The 20,205-nt window shown below is 44.2% G+C and carries 17 protein-coding genes; 10 read left to right on the top strand and 7 right to left on the bottom strand.

Annotation, left to right across the window (positions count from 1 at the left end; translation table 11 throughout):
• Positions 1-194: 194 nt before the first annotated feature.
• Positions 195-1,766 (bottom strand): T6SS phospholipase effector Tle1-like catalytic domain-containing protein, encoded by a 1,572-nt coding sequence (locus VER99_RS22230; RefSeq protein ID WP_020334954.1) that lies wholly within the window; start codon positions 1,764-1,766, stop codon positions 195-197.
• Positions 1,767-2,221: 455 nt separating this feature from the next.
• Between VER99_RS22230 and VER99_RS22225 the strand changes: the two genes are divergently transcribed.
• On the top strand, positions 2,222-3,220 hold the full coding sequence (locus VER99_RS22225; RefSeq protein ID WP_014234314.1) for a branched-chain amino acid aminotransferase: 999 nt from the start codon (positions 2,222-2,224) through the stop codon (positions 3,218-3,220).
• Between the two features lie 436 nt (positions 3,221-3,656).
• Entirely contained in the window at positions 3,657-4,436 is a 780-nt protein-coding gene (locus tag VER99_RS22220; RefSeq protein ID WP_020334955.1) for a transporter substrate-binding domain-containing protein, read from the top strand.
• A gap of 106 nt (positions 4,437-4,542) precedes the next feature.
• Here VER99_RS22220 and VER99_RS22215 read toward each other — a convergent pair whose 3' ends face one another.
• Positions 4,543-5,496: a glycosyl transferase family protein gene (locus VER99_RS22215; protein WP_020334956.1), complete on the bottom strand. Its 954-nt coding sequence runs from the start codon at positions 5,494-5,496 to the stop codon at positions 4,543-4,545.
• 818 nt (positions 5,497-6,314) lie between these two features.
• Here VER99_RS22215 and VER99_RS22210 point away from each other — a divergent pair.
• Positions 6,315-7,568, top strand: a complete 1,254-nt coding sequence (locus tag VER99_RS22210; RefSeq protein WP_020334957.1) for an aromatic amino acid transport family protein — start codon at positions 6,315-6,317, stop codon at positions 7,566-7,568.
• A 442-nt stretch (positions 7,569-8,010) separates the two neighbouring features.
• Here the strand turns inward: VER99_RS22210 and VER99_RS22205 are convergent, their stop codons facing one another.
• Entirely contained in the window at positions 8,011-8,940 is a 930-nt protein-coding gene (locus tag VER99_RS22205) for an SRPBCC family protein (protein ID WP_020334958.1), read from the bottom strand.
• A gap of 158 nt (positions 8,941-9,098) precedes the next feature.
• On the opposite strand from VER99_RS22205, the gene VER99_RS22200 reads away from it, so the two are divergent.
• Positions 9,099-9,383, top strand: a complete 285-nt coding sequence (locus VER99_RS22200) for a hypothetical protein (protein WP_014234319.1) — start codon at positions 9,099-9,101, stop codon at positions 9,381-9,383.
• Positions 9,384-9,448: 65 nt separating this feature from the next.
• Here VER99_RS22200 and VER99_RS22195 read toward each other — a convergent pair whose 3' ends face one another.
• On the bottom strand, positions 9,449-10,501 hold the full coding sequence (locus VER99_RS22195) for a hypothetical protein (RefSeq protein ID WP_020334960.1): 1,053 nt from the start codon (positions 10,499-10,501) through the stop codon (positions 9,449-9,451).
• Positions 10,502-10,883: 382 nt separating this feature from the next.
• Between VER99_RS22195 and VER99_RS22190 the strand changes: the two genes are divergently transcribed.
• Together VER99_RS22190 and VER99_RS22185 are read left to right on the top strand one after the other, a co-directional pair.
• Entirely contained in the window at positions 10,884-11,345 is a 462-nt protein-coding gene (locus VER99_RS22190; protein WP_024372986.1) for a hypothetical protein, read from the top strand.
• Between the two features lie 89 nt (positions 11,346-11,434).
• Positions 11,435-11,908, top strand: a complete 474-nt coding sequence (locus VER99_RS22185) for a copper chaperone PCu(A)C (protein WP_020334962.1) — start codon at positions 11,435-11,437, stop codon at positions 11,906-11,908.
• A 64-nt stretch (positions 11,909-11,972) separates the two neighbouring features.
• On the opposite strand, the gene yegD is transcribed toward VER99_RS22185, so the two are convergent.
• The 3 genes from yegD to VER99_RS22170 form a co-directional block, all read right to left on the bottom strand.
• Positions 11,973-13,325 (bottom strand): molecular chaperone, encoded by a 1,353-nt coding sequence (gene yegD / locus VER99_RS22180; RefSeq protein WP_020334963.1) that lies wholly within the window; start codon positions 13,323-13,325, stop codon positions 11,973-11,975.
• 72 nt (positions 13,326-13,397) lie between these two features.
• On the bottom strand, positions 13,398-14,024 hold the full coding sequence (locus VER99_RS22175; protein ID WP_020334964.1) for a hypothetical protein: 627 nt from the start codon (positions 14,022-14,024) through the stop codon (positions 13,398-13,400).
• Between the two features lie 106 nt (positions 14,025-14,130).
• On the bottom strand, positions 14,131-14,451 hold the full coding sequence (locus VER99_RS22170; protein ID WP_014234325.1) for a DOPA 4,5-dioxygenase family protein: 321 nt from the start codon (positions 14,449-14,451) through the stop codon (positions 14,131-14,133).
• A gap of 669 nt (positions 14,452-15,120) precedes the next feature.
• Between VER99_RS22170 and pdhA the strand changes: the two genes are divergently transcribed.
• The 4 genes from pdhA (at position 15,121) to VER99_RS22150 (ending at position 20,200) form a co-directional block, all read left to right on the top strand.
• Positions 15,121-16,215: a pyruvate dehydrogenase (acetyl-transferring) E1 component subunit alpha gene (gene pdhA, locus VER99_RS22165; RefSeq protein ID WP_020334965.1), complete on the top strand. Its 1,095-nt coding sequence runs from the start codon at positions 15,121-15,123 to the stop codon at positions 16,213-16,215.
• On the top strand, positions 16,208-17,191 hold the full coding sequence (locus VER99_RS22160; protein WP_014234327.1) for an alpha-ketoacid dehydrogenase subunit beta: 984 nt from the start codon (positions 16,208-16,210) through the stop codon (positions 17,189-17,191). Before pdhA ends, VER99_RS22160 begins: the two co-directional genes overlap by 8 nt.
• Entirely contained in the window at positions 17,188-18,336 is a 1,149-nt protein-coding gene (locus tag VER99_RS22155; protein WP_020334966.1) for a dihydrolipoamide acetyltransferase family protein, read from the top strand. The genes VER99_RS22160 and VER99_RS22155 overlap by 4 nt, the downstream gene beginning before the upstream one ends.
• A 202-nt stretch (positions 18,337-18,538) precedes the next feature.
• Complete coding sequence (locus tag VER99_RS22150; RefSeq protein ID WP_020334967.1) at positions 18,539-20,200, top strand: electron transfer flavoprotein-ubiquinone oxidoreductase; 1,662 nt, start codon at positions 18,539-18,541, stop codon at positions 20,198-20,200.
• Positions 20,201-20,205: the final 5 nt, after the last annotated feature.

Here is a 20,205-nt window from a genome sequence, read left to right as displayed (position 1 = left end):
TATGTAATTACCATGAAATAAGCAACAACATACTGATAAATAAAGAGGGATGAAAGATTTAAAAAATTAATGTTAATGTTAACTGTTCAAACTTGAATACTTTGATCTAAAAAATCAGCAATAGGGCTCATTTACCACCAATCAAATATAAACAACTGAGCCCTATAGCGTTTTCGCGTACAAATTCAGATAATTTATTTAATTCTGTCTATTCGAACTCGAAGGCTGCCACTGTTATTGCCGTACTTAAACTTCAGGTCGTTTGCAAAGAACTGCAACTCCCCTGTTTTGGTAACTCGATAAACGCCCCTTTGTCCAACCGCTCTTGCGCTATCGTCATCACTATCAACCACTGCACAAAGCGTAAACCAGTCAGAACTCGGCACTCGACGTAACCCTTTCATCGCTCGAATCGGCAGCTCAGCTAATCCCAGTTGTACATGGTTTAAGTTCCAACCATCTCCGTCACAACTGATCTCTTTTCCATCATGCCAGCTATCTCCTTCTCGAACCGAAATCTCGTACTCCTCTCCTTGTTTAACCACTATGCCGGTAAAGTTGTAAAATCGGTCAGCGTCGATCATACGCTCAACCGATTGAGAGACGCTCAACTCTTCCCAGTTCACCGCTGCATAATGAATGTGCTGTGTATAGCTAGGGCAGTCCACAGGAGGATTGATAAAGTCATACCAAAGATAATGGCGTTTATTCATTAGAGACTTAGGACGGTAGTCATCATCCCGATGTAAGCGCTCCGCCACAGCGTAATGAATGACAGGATACAAATCATCATTGATTTTATCTCTATCGATCACGCAACAACGTCGATCATCTAAAGTCACCCAATCAATGATTGGCCACCTATCTTGCTGGTGGTTTTTTCCTAAAGAATTTGGATTTCGCTGTAAATCATCAAGTCCGATCATCCCTTTTAGTCTCTTTGGACAAGCCCTGTCGATATCGGCTTGGCTCGGAAATTTAAACTGAATTGCAGGGAGAGAATGATATCTGGTCATATACTCAAGCCATTTCATCGCGTGACTTAGTGTAATGTCCGACAGACCGTCGCGGTAATAGCCGCCACCAACGTCCGAATGCGCACCAGCAAACCAAATTTCATGGATCCTGTTCGGATCGTGGTTCATTAAAGTTGGCTGAAATGCCCGACGTTTATCATCCAGGCTAACCATATGGATCGCTTGTTTGACGATGTGTGATAAGGTGCATCCATATTCAAATACAACATCATAGTCAGGTCTGCTTGCGGTACTCAAGTTTGGTAACCCAATGCTTGCGACCGTATCAAACACGCAGAGAAAAACGAATGGTTTGGTGTTATCGGTCACGCTAGGATGCTCTTTCGCTATCAGACCAACGAAACGGCGTGCCAATGCCGCCCCGCGAGAAAACCCAGTGGCTAGCACAATATCGCCTTGTTTATAGTGTTTATTAAAATCGGCTTTGGCTTTGTTAAGTATCGAAGCCACATCGCAGCTCTCCAACGCTAACCCTTGATTTATTGCGCGTTTGACCCAACTACCATTTGTACCAACACCCTGATAATAAAAGCAATGATCGACGGTGTTTTGATCACATTGTCCATATTGCTCTCCGCTCAGGAAAAGATTACCTCCCATCATCAAATGAAGCTTGAGAACATTACTGATGTTGTCATCTTCTTGTTTCGCTTTATATTTTACCTCTTGCTTCGCATCTTCCGGTTCATTGCCTGTTCCGTCGAAATTAAAAATGAGAAACGATCCCATAAGCCTTCTCCTTACTTTTTATAGGGGAACCGACTTAACTATAGATCTATTAATAAGCTTATCTTGCGACGAGGAATTCAATCACTCAAAAATCACCTGAATGGGTGATAAGGAAGCAATACCAGAGTATGAATATTGGGTGGTTCAGCTTTGATTAACCCGAGATCGAGGTAATTTAATATCTATCCGTATCGCATGCGACATTCTGCTTGCTGTTATCACATTTTCCATTCATCATGGTTTTACAAACTAACTTTGTGCGATACAGATAACATTCTGATTGAAACTATCTTTATGCTAATTTATGCCACTCTGCTCTAAGTCTTAGCACTCCAGAACGCATACAATCGTTACTTGTTTGTTAACGCACAAAGTTGAAAAACATATAATGCAAACACGCATATTGAACAAGGCAGAGCTATCTGCTTGATAATTTGAATAAGAAAGGAGTCATAATGGCGGCTTTTGGTACTGAGTTTATGCCTAGGATGGCATTAGCAACATTTGAAAATAATCAATGGTCTGACACACAGATCGTTACATCAGACAGTATTTCACTTCATCCCGGCGCTCACGTATTGCATTACTCAAGCACTTGCTTTGAAGGTCTGAAAGCATTCCGTCACGAAGATGGCAGCGTACACGTTTTTCGAATGGATCAAAACGTCGAGCGTTTTGCTCAAAGTAGTCAGCTACTCTCGCTACCTGAGATTGATAAAGAACAAGTATCAAAAATGATTGTTGATATTGTGTCTGAGTTCTCATCTGAAGTGCCTTTGCCTCCAGGCTCAATGTACATTCGTCCAACTCACATTGGTACAGAGGCAGCCGTTGGTAAAGCAGCAGCACCTTCAATCTCATCAATGCTATATATCCTACTTTCTCCAGTAGGTGACTATTTCTCTGGCGGTGCTCACGCCTTACGTCTACTGCTAGACGAAACCGGCCAACGTTGTGCGCCACACATGGGTATGATCAAAAGTGGTGGTAACTACGCAAGTGCATTAGCACCAACGTTAGAAGCAAAATCAAAATACCAGGCAGACCAAGTACTTTTCTGTCCAAACGGCTACATTACAGAAACAGGTGCTGCAAACTTCCTGTTGGTTGATGGTAACGAGATCATTACTAAAGCCCTAGATTCAAGCTTCTTACACGGTGTAACACGCTCTAGTATCCTAACGATTGCTAAAGATCTAGGTATGACCGTTACAGAACGCGAAGTCTCTGTGGAAGAGCTACTTGAGCGCGCCGCTAAACCGGGCGTTGAAGCAATGCTTTCAGGCACTGCAGCGGTACTAACTTCTGTCGGTACGCTTATCCACAACGGTCAAGATTTTAAAGTTGGCACTGGCGAAGCTGGCCCAGCGGCGAAAAAATTGCGCCAAGCACTGAACGATATCCAATGGGGTAAAGCGCCAGATACTCATAACTGGTTAACTAAGATTGCTTAACCTTTAACCAAAGACGAGTTAGTTTAAAAAATAATTTGAATAGCCTTCATAACTAGTGTGTCAATTTTGCTTTTCCGTTCACTTTTCGAACGAAAGAGTAATCACCGGCCAAGTGATGGCTATTCATTTTCTACATTCAAGGACCTTTCGGCCTCTTTAAATAAACTATACCTATTAGGCAATGATATAGGCATTATCTAGTAGATCTAATTGCAATATCCTCATCGCATTTTTGATTAGTTTTCGCCGTTACTACTAGACGTTATTTCTCGTAAAATAGTGTTCTCACATCCGACACATCTTTCACGTTTTGTATATTTTTTGTTAAAAGTGTCTATCCAGCTGCTTGATCCTAAAAAGAACTTACCCTAGCCTATCCACTCAGTTGCTTAAAACATCTATTTGCGCGGATGAAAATAATAAAAAGGATTTTAAAATGAAAAAAATAATCTTAACTCTACTTGTTTGCCTAGGACTATCAAGTAACGCGATAGCCAAAGAGTGGAACACTATCCGATTTGTAGTTGAAGGTGCTTATCCTCCTTTTAACTGGACAACACAAGAAGGTGAGTTAGTTGGCTTTGATGTAGATTTAGCAAACGCTTTGTGCGACGAACTTAAAGTAAGATGTGAAATCGGTAAACAGGATTGGGATGGTATTATTCCTGCGCTATTAGCAAGAAAAAGTGACGCCATTATTGCGGCAATGACCATCACAGAGGCAAGAGAAAAGAAGGTAGCATTCACTGCACCGTATGCTCTTGTTCCACAAAGATTTGTTATGCATAAAGACCGTGAAGTCGACACTAGCGAAAAAGGTATGGATGGTATTGTAGTCGGTGTACAGCGTGCAACGGTCGGCGATCAATATCTTAGTCATGCATATGCAAACATCGAATTGCGTCGATACAATACGTTTGATGAAGCCTTTACTGATTTAATTAATGGACGTTTAGATACTGTGTTCGGCGGCGCGATTGGATTGCGCAGCGGTTTTTTAGATACGGAACAAGGCCAAGATTTTCATTTTACTGGCCCTTCTTACACAGAACAGAAGTGGTTTGGTAAAGGTGTGGGAATCGCAGTACGTAAACAAGATAAAGATTTAAGAGATCTTTTAAACAAAGGTCTAGAAGCACTTATTTTGAACGGTACCCATAAAACGATTGCCGATAAATACTTTCCTTACGATATCTACAACGTTGAAAGTATGTAACGTTTATACAACAAAGTTGAATCTACATTAAAACGCCAAAAGGCCAGCTAACGCAGGCCTTTTTAAGTAAATACAGGATACTGTATTAGCAAAAACCTTTTAAGGACTAGGCACCTTGGGTATAACTCTCCCACATCGAAAATGCTCGTTCGTAAGCTTTTTCTCGGTCTTGCATTTCAGCAAATAGTACGACCGCCATTGTTGCAATCACCGTATTTGCCATTTGTGTTAAATCTTGCTCTGATGTCTCAAACAAGCAAGAAGATGGCAGAGGCACTTCAGAAATCATTTGCTCAGTCCAATAGTGCGAAGTGACGCCACTGGTTTGGCTCAACCAAACGGTTTGGCTGACTTTAGGGTTATATTCCGATTCACCAGATTGACCTTTGAACGACACAACTGCATGACGCGTCTGTCCAATTTCATGCTCGACTTCTGCATGAAGCTGCTGGAAACCAGGGTGAAAACTGCCACGAATTCCAATTGTCGCTTGACCAGGGTTTAATGCGCGAACAACCGTGTTAATCGGCGTTCTCAATCCATAACGATTTTTCCAGCCAATCATCTTTTCAGCTCGAGGCGCAAAGACGCTTAAAGGAAGGTAGACAATATTTTCTGTCTCCAGGATTCGTTTCGCTTCTTCCGTTGATTGCGCTTTTTGAATGTTAAGCTTGTTTAGGTAATCTTCTGCATGACGACGTCCAGACTGGCGATCATGATAGCCATGCATCAAAACTTTATAGCCGTTATTTGAAAGGATTTTTGCTGAAAGAAGGTGCCATGGCTGCCCTGCTGCTTGACGTTTGCCTGCGTAGCAAGGCCAATCAATATCTGCGCCTATTGCAGGCATACGAGACTGAAATGCTTTCACAAAGCCTGCGATTTCTTGCTGAGTTTCGTTTTGTACTCGGATGAGCATCAAAAGCATCGCCATCTGGTCATCGTCAAACTCACCATTTAAGTACTCATCCATTACTTGGAAGGCCTGATCAAAGTTCAGAGGTTTTCTGCCTCGCTCTCCGCGTCCTACCGTGCGGATACATTCCAAAATACTGCTCATATTCCCTCTTATTATCGGCTTTTAATGTCTTAAAAATAATAAACGTAGTTGTACCACGTTTCTCATTACAATCAATGCTAGACGTATACCTTAGGGTTTGTTGACCTTTCGAGCTGACTCAGCAACTTCGCCAAATATATGATTGTTTCACTCACAAATTAGATGCGGATAACAATGTCAGCAATGATACCGAACGATGTGACAAGCAAAAAAAAACCTCTCTCGAATCGAGAGAGGCTGCACTGCCTTAAACGCTGTTAGTACATTTAACAAAAGTAATACCCTATCCCGCATCTCCGCCTGCTAAGGAGAGCGGTGCATCGAGTTAACGATGAACATTTATAGTATTGCAATCTAAGTGCCAACTTTTAAAAACCTTAAATAACAACACGTTGAAGATTTTCTTATAAGTATCCTTTAAATTACTGCGCACTGATAGAGTGCAAATGGCACTCATTATCGTGCAAAATTGCTCATACGCTCACAACCTGGTCTACTTCTCGGGTTTTAGTCGGATGTGCTGCTGTAGATTAGCCGTCACGCTCATCCTCTAAATGAAGGCATTACCACAGATCATTTCTTGATGTTCAAAATTAAAGCACAAAATCAAATTCCAAAAAAACGAACAAAAAAGGTATTTATAACTAATTTAAAAACATAAGGCCTACATAAAAAACTGCATTTTTAAAATATTCATGGTTTGATAATTTATGAATTTGCCTTTTTTACAGTATGATTCACCACCTTTCCAATGTGATAACAATCACTAATAAATATACCATCTGCCACATTATTATTTATACGAAGGCAATTCCTCAGTGAAAGAGTCTCAAAAAACCTTAGGTTATAGTGAGTTAAACACAACATCATGGTCTAAACACGATACACATTGGGTGCTTAGCCTATTTGGCACTGCTGTCGGTGCTGGTATTTTATTCCTTCCAATTAACTTAGGTATTGGTGGCTTTTGGCCGCTAGTAAGTATGGCGATCCTCGCCTTTCCTATGACTTTTCTTGCCCATCGAGGGTTGGCTCGATTTGTCTTATCTTCAAAAATAAAAAATGCCGACTTTACAGATGTGGTAGAAGAGCACTTTGGCGCAAAAGCGGGACGTGCGATTTCATTGCTGTATTTTCTGTCTATTTTTCCAATTCTACTGATCTATGGCGTAGGTATTACCAATACCGTTGATAGTTTTATGGTGAATCAGGCTGGCATGGCGTCCATTCCCCGTCCTCTTCTTTCTGGTGTTCTCGTTTTTGGCTTGATTGCGATTATGATGGCTGGAGAAAAAGTAATGTTGCGTGCTTTTGCGGTTATGGTTTACCCGTTAGTCGCTATCCTTGCTTTCCTATCATTCTATTTGATGCCCAACTGGACGATGCCAGTGTTAAACGCGCCAGAAATGGGGTCGTTTGCAAACACCATGTGGTTAGCCGTACCTGTGGTCATTTTCTCTTTTAGCCACGCAGCAGCGATATCAAGCTTCGCCAACGTGCAACGACGCCACTACGGGAAAGACGCCGACTTCAAATCCGAGCTAATTCTCCGCCGTACAAGCGTCATGCTGATCGCGTTTGTACTGCTGTTTGTCTTCTCATGCGTTTTGTCCCTTTCTCCGCAGCAATTGACGGAAGCGAAAGCGCAAAACGTATCCGTGTTGTCTTATTTGGCCAATGCGACTGATAACCCATTCATTGCAACGCTGGGGCCTTTGGTCGCTTTTGTTGCGATCACTTCCTCTTTCCTAGGCCATTTTTTGGGCGCAAGAGAAAGCCTGAACGGATTACTGACGAAAAATTCAAACCTACCTCAACACCGAGCAGATAAAGTTAGTGTGGTTGTGCTGTTTATTTCGATTTGGATAGCAGCGATCATGAACCCGAGCATTCTTGGTATGATGGAAGCCCTTTCCGGCCCAGTTATCGCAATGATTTTATTCATTATGCCAATGATGGCTGTGTATAAGATTGAATCATTGAAAGATTTTCGCGGTAAGCTATCTACTTACTTTGTCTTAGTGACAGGTATTGTCGCGGTGAGTGCTTTGATTTTTAGCTTGGTGGGCTAACAGAAGTTGAGCTAGGTGGGAGTTCAGGGGAATACCTTGTAAACATCTAAGGTAATTCCCTGAATTTTGCGTCGTTTTCTATGTAGAAGTTTAAAATCTACAGCTCTGTTAAAGAAGAGTGAAAACACCTGCAATCATGATGATTGAGGCAATGCAAGTACGGCCGATAATGCCGAAGTGTGAAGGTTGAATCATTTCGTTGTGCATAGGCAAGCTCCTTTTTGCGGTTTAAAGCCGTTTCTTAACGACTTAATAACACTATGTCTAAACTAAAGTTTTTTTACAACTCATACCTATATTAAATATTTATTACAGTTAGTTGTAACTTTGGTAGCACAACCCTTCTTTGTGATATACATCACATTAAACGACGAAGCAAACATTGCCTACGGATAACAATAAAAGACATCTTCATTCTATCTATCAAAGTGTTACTAAAACCTCACCTTTCGAAAAGTATCACCTCAGTTCTTAAATTCGCTTGCTCAACCTCATCAGGGCTATTTAAGTAACGCTCGATTCCAAGGGGTTTACTTTTCACTTTAACCCCGCTGCTGCGCGTTAAGTTCATTGCCATCGCCCAGGCATTACCCAGTAGTCGATATTCTCCCCAGTGCTCAACGACAAACGTCTCACACTCAGGAATTGTCCCTGAAACAAACCCTTCTGGTACTGAAGTTGGACTGTCGACAGGTAAACAGGTGACAAACTTAAATCGGCCAAGCTTCATATCCATGGAGAGGTAATAACAAAACATGGCACCATTCACGGACACATTTTCAACGGCGACCATTTCTTTCAATCGACTCATGTGATCGCTGATGATTTCGCCCAACTCGAGGATCGTTCCAGAACCTGATATGCCAACGTAATGAATGGCTGGTTGTTTGCGATTAGCTATTTCAACAAGTTCTGACAACACTTTCCCAGTTTCTAATTGGCTTTTGAGCATTTTTAGCCCGCGGTCAAAATCCATTTCGAGCATCGACTTGAATACACTTTTGAGGAAAAATCGATTCCACGGAGTCGAAGAATGCAATTGCCATTCAACCAAACAGCCTTTTTGTGACGGCGTCACTATCAGAGTAACCTTACCGTGACTTTTCATCGGTCGGAAAAAGTGCAACTCCATATCCAATCGGTGCTCTTGGGTACTTTCTAACACAATAGAGCCAGAACCTATGCGCTGCCCATTCCACTCGTACGCCGCTCCTACATGCCCTTGGTCCCCAAGATAAGTGAGTTCACAGCTCGGTTCGAGAATGACCCACGGAGACCATTCTGGCCAGTTCTTAAAATCCTTTAGATAGTCGATAATTTCCTTTTGAGACTTTTCGATTTCAATACTTCTGCTGACCAAATATGAAAGCATACTGACTCCTTGAGTTTCTATTTCGCTCTATTCAGTCTACTTCAAATTCTGGTTTTTACTGGTTTCACTGTATGTTAGAAGCAGAACGATTTTCCAGACTAACAAACTCACATAACTCAATTACACTTTAAGTATGTTTAACCCCTACGGTGACAATGATGAAGAAATGTAATTTAGCTCTGCTGATCCTCCTGTTCGGTTCAACAGCGACCTATGCGGGTGTCCTTGACCCAGATTGTGACGCTGGTAAGGCAGCAAAAGCCGCAGCGACGAAAGCAGTGGTTGGTGTTGGTGGGCGCTGTACACCTAAAGAAGCATTAAAAGATACAGCAGCTGATAAGGTTCCGGATGACGGGATTGCAGGCAAAGCCGTTGATGCGGTGACACCAGAAAAAGAAAAGACAACGGTAAAAGACGTGACTAAAAAGCTGACGAAAGATTAGTTTTCTCGAGTATAGATAGCAAAAGAGCGTCAATTGACGCTCTTTTTTACCATTCAGATTGCGCGCTATGCCGCTTCTTTTTCACCAATCCAGTGGTAATGGTGGTTTGCCTTTTTACCGACAAGCCCCTGCTCTGCAAGTGTTTCAAACACCTTGTCTACTTCTTCAGCAGAAAGCCTAAATTCCTTAGCCACCGCTTTTTTAGTGCAAGTAATCTGATGCGATCGGAGTGCATCACTCACTTGCTCTATCAAAGGTTTAGGCTCCTCTGGTGCTTTTGGTTCAACCTTTTCTTCTTGCAACACTGGCTCTTGTTCTTCTTTAATGTGAGGAAGGTAGCCCGCAGGCTCTGGTTCGATATCTCGAATACGTTCTAGCCTAATCCCATCGTAACGACGGTAGAAGTAACGAAAACGTTGTTCTTCACCAATTAAGCCTACAAAGAACGCGGCAAAAAAGTCGAGAAGGATGGATAAGAATACGACCAGCCCAAGCTGAGCATGCTGAGAGCTCGTACCAAACGCTTTCGCGAGACTGTCGATCAATCCGATGACTGAACCTTGAGTTACTGGCGGTAAGCTGTCACGCTCCATAGCCAGCTTTTGCTGCTCTTCGCGCAGTGTTTTGTTTTGCTCCTGAATTCGCGTAACACCTGTGGCAATACGTTCCATCTCGATATATTTCTGAGCAGCAATATTGTTAAGTTCGATCTGTTTATCGATAGCTTCAATCTGGCGGTTGAAGGCGTCTACTTTTGCTTGTTCAACTGATATATGACTTTGTGCACTATTGGTCGCACTGTTTATGCCACCGATACTGCCGCCAATAGAGATAGCAGCGAGCACAGAGTAAAACACCAATGCGGTAATCGCACCGGGATAGTTTCTGTGAGCGCGACGTTCACCGTACTCATACCAGGCATAGAACTTACCGGCTTCGAATATGATAGCCAGACCACCAAACAAGGTCTGCATCATCGGGTTTTCGTCTATAGACAAAAACAGCAAAAGAGAAAAAATGGTCGATGCTAATATCGCCGCTCCCGTGAATGCGTAAACACTCACCATGGCAAAACGACCTTTAGGGTATCGAAACTCGATCTGTTGTTCGTATTTCATTGGAGAAATTTCTTAAGATTGCGCGGCCAATAATTTACTAAGACACGCTCAGGGATATAACAAAGGTGGGAGAGAATACCGTATCCTGTATTAAATTACTGTCATATTTGCGTTAATGGCAAACAAGTGCAGAATAGATGCTCATTTTGAATTGATATCCCGCAAATCCAGCACGCTAATTCACCAGCCGTTTATCGCAAGCCCTGTACTGACAATGGATTAAATACAGATTTAGGCTAATGGCAAAGCTCATTCACACCCTCGCCCCACCAGCGAGACACAAATAAAATACAGTTGAATCACCTTTTATCTATCTTACCATTACATTTTCAGGGATATTTGTTAGTATCCTGCGCCAAAAGACAACAATTAATAAAGCCACATGGAAATGACTCAGACATCGCAGAGAACGCAACGCGTAGCCGCTTTGACGGTCATCTTCGCTGTGCTGTTTCAACTCTATCTCGCTTCGACTGCGGTACTTAACCCAAGAAATGTGCATAACACAAACTGGTTAAGCGAAGTTCAAAACGAAAAAGTACTGCTTTGTACTGCGGACGGTTTTAAATGGGTCGACATCAACACGCTGATTGCGGCTAATAACCAAGACGCTTCACCAGTTATCCATGACCTTAACTTACACGAAGGTTTTCAGTTTGAGTGTCCTTTGCTTCAAGCCGTGCAGTTTTTCATGCTGTGTGCGATTGGGCTTTACTTAGGCACTACCCATTGGTTCCGACGTGTTAAACACGCACTGATTCCCTATCATTTTACTCTTTCCGGAAGATTGGTTTACAAGCATCTCGCCCCAAAACAATCTCCACCTTGTATTTTTCCAGCCTGAATTCCTAAAAAGTAATCAGGTTAAAAACAACAAAATCCCTCACCTACGTTTGGTCAGGGCAGTCATTATATTCAAAAGGAAAAATACCCATGCTTAAACAAATTAAAACCCTTGCTATTACTTTTGCAGCTCTCGTTATGAGCCCAGTCAGCCTTGCTCACGAATATGAAGCGGGTCAGATTCATATTGATCACCCATGGAGCCGTGAAGCACCACCTAATGCTCCTGTTATTGGCGGGTTCTTACAACTCAACAACCACGGTGAAAAAGAAGACGCATTGATCGCGGCACAAAGCCCAATTGCGGCGCGCATCGAACTTCATAACCACATTATGGAAGATGGCGTGATGAAGATGGTGAAGGTTAGCGAGATTAGCGTACCAGCAAAAGGTACGGTCGCACTGGAACCAGGAAGCTTCCACCTGATGATTTTTAACCCGAATCAGACGCTAAAAGAAGGTGACCGCTTCCCTATGACGTTAACGTTTAAAAACGCAGGTAAAGTAGACGTAGAGATAGCTGTCGAAAATAAAGGTCATATTGAAAAGCATATGAACCATTAATCGCTAACTGGTTTATAAATACAAAGAGCCCGACCAATTGGTCGGGCTCTTTTCGGACTGTCGATTACTTAAAGCACACTTCGGCCCAACGAGCCAGACCCGCAGTGACCGAACCAAAGTAATTACCGCTAACCACTGGAATATTCGGCAGTACCGACTGCACGGCATCGCGTAAAATGGGTGAACGTGCAGAACCACCCGTCATAAAGATCGCGTCCGGTTTAACACCAGCTTGCTCGACGGCTTCGGTGACCAATGCGGTCATCTTATTTTTTGGTGACTGAATAGCATCAATCATTTCTTCACGCTTTACGTCCACTTCGATAAGCTCGGACAACAAGTTAATACCTGCGCGATACGAAGCATCATCAGAAAGCGCTACTTTCGCCTCTTCAGCACGACGAACAATGTTATAGCCCAAAGACTCATGATAAACCTCAAGCAGACGCTTAAGCTTTTCCGGTTCCTGCGCCTGCTTATGAAGCAGCTTTAACGCTCCAAGGTTGTCACGGGAATAAAAGTCATTCTGCGCTTCGACGTTATTAATCGCGATTGGGTTCCAGAACTGAGTCGTCGGCATCACGATGCCCGATTCCATTTTGCTTTCCATGCCAAACGGGAACATCAGTTGCTTAAACGCAATCGCAATATCCAAATCATTACCGCCAACACGCTGACCGCTGTGTGCCAGCAAGCTCGCGGTTCTGTCTGCTTTACCAGACCATGACGGACCCATTTGAATCAGTGAACAGTCGGTGGTACCACCACCGATATCGACCACTAGGATCGTCTTATCTTCGGTAAGTGTCGCTTCGTATTCTAATCCCGCTGCGACAGGCTCAAATTGAAACTCTACATTGTTAAATCCAGCGCGTTTCGCTGCCTTTAAAAGAATGCCTTCCGCCTGGGTATTGGCCTTTTCACCGCCACGGCCATGAAAGTTAATCGGACGGCCAATCACCGCATCCGTAATCGTTTGTTGAGCGTCATTTTCTGCCTGCGATTTGATGTTATCCATCATGGCGCAAACCAAGTCTTCAAAAAAGGCGAGTTGCACGTCACGTAGACCTGACGCCCCAAGGAATGACTTTGGCGATTTAACATAGTAAATGTCACGAGGATCTTCTAAATAGCGATTCAGTGCCGCTTGGCCAAAATCGATATCCTCGGGTTCCAGCTCAATGCTCTCTTCGCGATTTAAGTTGATTGCGCGGCGAAGTACTTGCTCTCCGACCTGGTCGAACGGTTTAATATTTCGATGTCGAAATAGATGCTCAGAGACCGATTCACGCGTCGGAGCCGCTAGCGTGGAAGGAATGAAATAATTACTCTCTTCAAGCTTGAGCAATACTGGCTCACCTGATTCCATTTTTGCCACTGAACAGTTTGCAGTGCCATAGTCAAAGCCGATAAACATGGATCCTCCCACTGACTAAAAAAGGTCGGCAATGCTAACTCAACACTGAATGAATTGCTACTGTACAGCGTGTTATTGTTTTTGTTCAGGATCTTTTTTCGCAGATGGCAGAGCGACAACGACAATGAAAGCCAACAATAAGAAGACCGGAGTCAGCTTTAACCCATGCCAAATGGAATAGCTATCATGGAAAAGCCAAAAAATGCCCACGGTGAGCAGATAAGCAAAGTAGCTACAGAACACCAAACTTACCGCCACAAAGCGGGCTCGATTGATGATCAGAATACGAACTAGGTATTGGCTGAGAATACCTGCGCAATGCATCGCAAGTTGCCAGTTAATCACAAAGACGGCCAGCGCCACAAACCCAGCCACCAGTAACGAGTCATAGGTATTAATAGCAAAGTAGCTGCCAAATCGGCTGATGATGAAGGGGTATTCCCCCTCATAAACGGTGGACCAGGAAATCGCGTTAGCCGCTGCAACGAAGTTAGCGAAATAGGCGATAGCGTAAAAGGAGGTTTGGGAGCTGAATGGTTGGAATACTTCGTTACGGTAACCTTGCCACTCTTCGTCGTTGTCTGTCGGGCCAACCCAACTTCGCTCTCTGGCAGGAACTGGCTCGTCAAATGCAGGGCCATTACGAAACAATAACCAAAAAATATACAGTGCAAGTGCGACCAGGAGTATTGTCAGCATACCCTTCCCCTTTTCATTTTGTCGATTTCACTGCCTTTGGCGTTGGAACGTAAACTGCACTTCCTATTATTATTTACTCATCAATGAACAACAGTTTGCTTTGTCACTATTGATTCAATTTTTCTTCGAATACACCTAACTCTCGACCAAGCCAAATAGCATGCTCCGTGTAATCGAGCAGCTCTCGCTCACTCACCGGACGGATCAGTACAGAGAAATCACCCCGAATCACATCTAACCAAGCGATAAATTCTTCGCTCAGCGTTTCTAGGTGTATCTCGAACATCGGCATTTTATGTGGGCCTTGTAATCGACCGACTAAAGGACAAACTCTGAGAACATCCTGACGTTCCTGGCGAATGATCTCATTTAACGCTTGAGCTTTATCTTGCTGTCGCAATGGAAAATAAACGTGGGCGCGATACATAACTTCTCCATGATGCACTCTACCTTAAGTTTAGGTAATGCTGTCTTAGTAATCGTCTCACTTACTTACGCAAGTGGTTGGAATAGAAACGGCTTCAATGTGCCGCAACACTACCTTGATTCCATTCTATAGGGAAGAAATTATCTTTTTCCCATCATCTTAACCGTCGAGATTCAATAATAATGGCCCAGTTTGTTAAATTTTACAGCCTAATTTTGTTGCAAATAGTTCCCAATAACTAGTGATTAGATTCAGGTTTCGACGTTACAGAACGAAAAAACCAGCATATTACTCTGCATATCAGGGGTGTAAGCAAAACTTTACTGTTGAATAATTGTTAAAATAAAGCATTTTTTAACAATTTGTTTACACTTATGGTGTCTGGTTATACCAAGATGAATTACCAAACCCAGTGATTAGACAATTACTCGGATTGGTATGACTAAAAGGGTTAGGCGTTACGTATCAGTATTAACAATGCCTTGTGTTTTACCCAAACACGACATTGTTAATCAATAAATGACTGAAAGGATTATAACGGTCATAAACAAACGCAGCCTGAGGCATAACCTTTTACGCTGATGCCAAAGTTTGAGTACCCATACAAACTTTGGTTTGATAATGAACAGCTGCAGTCCAAAAGACCCGCAGCGTCAAAAGGAGCTTGAGATGAACGTTCAGGCATTACCCATGCATCGGTTTATCGACCATCATGGGAACCTAGTCGGCCAACTACCCAACTGGGCTGACGTAGAAACATTGGTCGGTTTTTACCGTGATATGGTATTAACGCGTACCTATGATAATAAAGCTGTTGCTTTGCAACGCACAGGGAAATTAGGGACCTACCCTTCGCATCTTGGCTCTGAAGCTATTGGGATCGCTGTCGGTCGTGCACTAAAAGCCGATGATGTCTTCGTACCTTACTATCGCGACATGCCTGCTATGTGGTGCCGTGGTATTGGTATGGAAAAGAACCTGCAATACTGGGGCGGTGATGAACGCGGTAGCGATTTCGCACCAGAAGGTAGCCCGATACCAAGTCGTGACCTGCCATTTTGTGTCCCAATTGCCACACAGTGTACCCACGCCGTTGGAGTCGCTTCAGCTCTGAAAATTCAGGGCAACCATGAGGCAGCGCTTGTCATGTGTGGTGACGGTGGTACTTCCAAAGGCGATTTCCTTGAGTCAATTAACTGTGCTGGTGCTTGGAACATTCCTCTCGTGTTTGTTGTTAACAATAACCAATGGGCGATTTCCGTACCTCGCAGCCTTCAATGTGCCGCTGAGTTTTTATCTGAAAAAGCAAAAGGGGCTGGTATTCCGGGCATTACCGTCGATGGTAATGACGTAGTCGCAGTCTTCGACGCCACTATGACCGCGCTAGAAAGGGCCCGCAAAGGTAAAGGTGCAACACTTATAGAAGCAGTGAGCTATCGCCTCAGCGACCATACAACCGCCGACGATGCTACCCGCTATCGTAACGAAGATGATGTTCAGACTGCATGGCAATTTGAGCCCGTTCGTCGACTCAAAGCTTTCTTGATCAACCAAGATGCCTGGAGCGAAGAACAAGATAAACAATGGCTCGAAGAGTGCAAACAACAAGTTGAATTAGCAGTGAAACGTTACCTGAATATGCCTAGTCAAGCGCCTGAATCAGGGTTTGATTACCTTTATGAGTCTCTTCCTCAAGAACTTCATACTCAAAGAGATGAACTCATCAATAAAGCAATGCGCATGCAGGGAGGCAAACATGGCTGAATTAACTTTAGTTGAAGCAGTAAACCTCGCGCTGCATCATGAAATGGAACATGATCCAAACGTGGTCGTGCTAGGAGAAGACGTCGGCGAAAACGGCGGCGTATTCCGAGCTACGGTAAACCTCAAACAGAAATTCGGTTTGAAGCGTGTGATTGATACGCCATTAGCCGAAGCCTTGATTGGTGGTGTTGCAGTCGGGATGGCTACACAAGGGTTGCGCCCGGTCGCAGAGTTTCAATTCCAGGGATTTGTCTTCCCGGCGATGGAACATTTAATGTGCCATGCCGCTCGAATGAGAAACCGAACTCGCGGTCGACTCACCTGCCCAGCCGTATTCCGTGCCCCATTTGGTGGTGGTATTCATGCGCCCGAGCATCACTCAGAAAGTGTGGAAGCATTGTTTGCCCACACACCTGGGCTGAAAGTCATCGTCCCATCATCACCTCAGCGCGCCTACGGATTATTACTTGCTGCCATCCGCAGTAATGATCCGGTCATGTTCTTTGAACCAAAAAGAATCTACCGCACCGTAAAATCGGAAGTGGTTGATAATGGTGAAGCATTACCTCTGGACACTTGTTTTACGTTACGCAAAGGTCGAGACATCACCTTAGTCACGTGGGGCGCTTGTGTAGTTGAGTCATTGCAAGCAGCTCAAACATTGTCGAAACAGGGTATCGAAGTCGAAGTACTGGATTTAGCCAGCATCAAACCAATTGATACTACTACCATCTTCCGCTCATTGGAGAAAACCGGTCGCCTGCTCGTGGTTCACGAAGCAAGTAAAACTTGTGGTGTTGGTTCGGAGCTTTTAGCTCGCACCGCCGAACACGCCATGTGCTTATTAAAAGCGCCACCGAAACGGGTTACCGGAATGGATACCATCATGCCTTACTATCGTAACGAAGATTATTTTATGGTTCAGGAAGAAGATATTGTGAACGCAGCGCGTGAACTCGTGGAGGATTGGAAATGAAGACGTTTAACTTACCCGATCTCGGCGAGGGCCTCGCTGAGTCAGAAATTGTAAAATGGCACGTGAATGTGGGTGACATGGTCGAAGTTGATCAGGTGATCCTTACTGTCGAAACAGCCAAAGCAACGGTCGATGTCCCGGCGCCTTATTCCGGCAGAGTGGTCAGTCGCCATGGAGAAGAAGGCGATATCGTCAACATTGGTGCCTTACTTCTCGAAATCGATGAGAGCGGCGCTGAGCATCATGTCTCCGCTGAGAAGAGGCAAACTGCAGACGCAGCTACTGTGGTCGGTAATGTGTCGCACCAAACTCAAAACGTGAATGTCGATGACTTTTGGGTAGGCAGTAGCGACGGTACATCTAATAACAATTTGATCACCGCCCTGCCTTCTGCTCGATTATTAGCCAAGAAACTCGGTGTGGATTTAAACGCGGTTTCTGGCAGTGGTCCAAACGGCTTGATAATCGATTCTGATATCTACGATGAAGCTGGCAAGCAACGTCCGGGCACCGAGGTGCTGAAAGGCGCGCGCCGAACCATGGTCTCTGCTATGGCAGAGTCACACAAAAATGTTGCAGCCGTTACTATCACCGAAGAAGCCTTGTTAGAAAACTGGGCTTCAGGTGAAGACATCAGTATTCGTCTTGTTCAGGCTATCGTTCATGCTTGCCAGGAAGAGCCAGCCCTAAACGCTTGGTTCGACGAAGAAACCATGACGCGCTGTGTTCATACCACTGTAAACCTCGGCGTTGCTGTGGATAGTCGGCATGGCCTGTACGTACCCGTTCTTCGCCATGCCGATGAGTATGAGTCAAAAGACGTCCGTCGCTGGCTCGACCAAACTGTAGAAGGCATTCGGGAAAGAAAGATCAATCGTGAAGATTTACAACACGCCACGATTACTTTGTCTAACTTTGGCGCAATCGGCGGTATTTTTGCTACGCCAGTCGTTTCTCCGCCACAAGTCGCGATTGTCGGCGCAGGCCGTATCATTGAGCGCGTAGTGATAAGAGACGGAAAAGCGGTCGCGGTTAAAGTTATGCCGTTATCCATCACTTTTGACCACCGTGCATGTACTGGTGGTGAAGCGGCAAGGTTTACCAAAGTACTTGCGGAGCATTTGCAAAGGCCAAGTGGAAACTAGCTTTGATATGATCTCAAAGGCTTCCTTGATGGAAGCCTTTTTTGTTTTTGCTTTTGATAAACACCTAACTAACCCGCCCGCGGTCTTTCCTGTCACGTTCGTTCTGACATAAGCAAACACGTTCAATCACGTTTACGTTAACTGAGCTATAGTTCTTTATATGACAATAACATAGTTCAGCTTGATCAAAGGACAGAGAGATATGGAACGAGAAATTATGGAGTTTGACGTCGTGATCGTAGGTGCCGGTCCTGCTGGTTTAAGTACCGCTTGTCGTTTGGCTCAGATGAATCAGCAGCGCCAAGACAATCCGCTATCTATTTGTGTGGTAGAAAAAGGATCCGAAGTCGGAGCCCATATTCTCTCAGGGGCCGTATTTGAAACTCGTGCTCTGGATGAACTTTTTCCTGATTGGCAAACTATGGAAGCGCCACTGTCCACGTCCGTGACAAGTGATGATTTTCTCTATCTAACGACATCACTTAACCATGTCAAAGTACCTAATGCTCTTACTCCCAAGCCGATGCACAACGATGAAAGCAACTACATTATTAGCCTCGGAAACCTTTGCCGTTGGTTGGCAAAACAGGCTGAAGAGCTTGGGGTTGAGATTTTTCCGGGTTTTGCAGCAGCGAGCATCAATTACGACCAATCCGGTGCTGTTACAGGCATTACGACTGGTGATATGGGACTGGATAAAAACGGGAACCAAAAAGCTAACTTTGAAGCGGGCATCGAATTAAAAGCAAAATACACAGTATTCTCCGAAGGCTGCCGTGGACATTTAGGTAAAGAGCTCATCAGTCGGTTTGGCTTGGACTCAGGAAAACAGCCACAGCATTACGCGTTGGGTATAAAGGAAATTTGGCAATTACCTGATGGCGATGCGGAACGAGCAGGGAAAGTTATTCACTCCGTTGGCTGGCCGTTGAGTGAAACGAAAACGACCGGTGGCGGATTTGTTTACCAAATGGAAGACAATCAAATTGCTGTCGGGCTTATCATCGACCTTAACTACGACAATACCTACTTAAGTCCATTTGATGAGTTCCAGCGCTTTAAACACCATCCAGCGATTAAAAAGCACCTCAAAGATGCTCAGCGTGTTGCCTACGGAGCCAGAGCACTGGCGAAAGGCGGCTTTTCTTCGCTTCCTAAACAACAATTTCCCGGCGGACTTTTGATTGGCTGTGATGCTGGCACATTGAACGTCGCTAAGATCAAAGGCAGTCATACGGCGATGAAATCTGGCTTGTTGGCAGCAGAAGCAATCGACAAAGCGATACAAAAGGCTTCAGTTGAGCCTGATTACCAAACGCTATTTGAAGGGTCATGGTTGTATGATGAGCTTGTCGAGACACGCAACTTCGGAGCAAATATTCACAAGTTTGGCAGTCTGCTCGGAGGTGCGCTTTCTACCTTTGAGCATAATGTTTGGCGACCACTGTTTAACAAGCCATTGCCATGGAAAGTTAGAGATAATTCGCATGATCACGAACAACTCAAGCCAACCAGTGAATGTCATCGTATTCACTACCCTAAACCGGACGGAAAAATCAGTTTTGATAAGCCCTCTTCCGTTTTTTTGTCGGGGACGCAACACGAAGAAAATCAACCATGTCATCTCGTTCTAACATTCCCACACATTCCGATAGATGTGAATCTTGGGATGTTTGATGAACCAAGTCAGCGATACTGTCCCGCTGGGGTTTACGAAGTGATTGAAGTCGATGGAAAAACCACATTTCAGATCAACTCGTCAAACTGTGTTCACTGTAAAACCTGCGATATTAAGGATCCATTCCAAAATATTGCCTGGAAAACGCCAGAAGGCGGAGGCGGCCCGAATTATCAGAATATGTAACCTCA

The organism is Vibrio natriegens NBRC 15636 = ATCC 14048 = DSM 759 (assembly GCF_035621455.1).
Lineage (GTDB): Bacteria > Pseudomonadota > Gammaproteobacteria > Enterobacterales > Vibrionaceae > Vibrio > Vibrio natriegens.
This window is presented reverse-complemented; position numbering and strand designations above follow the sequence as displayed.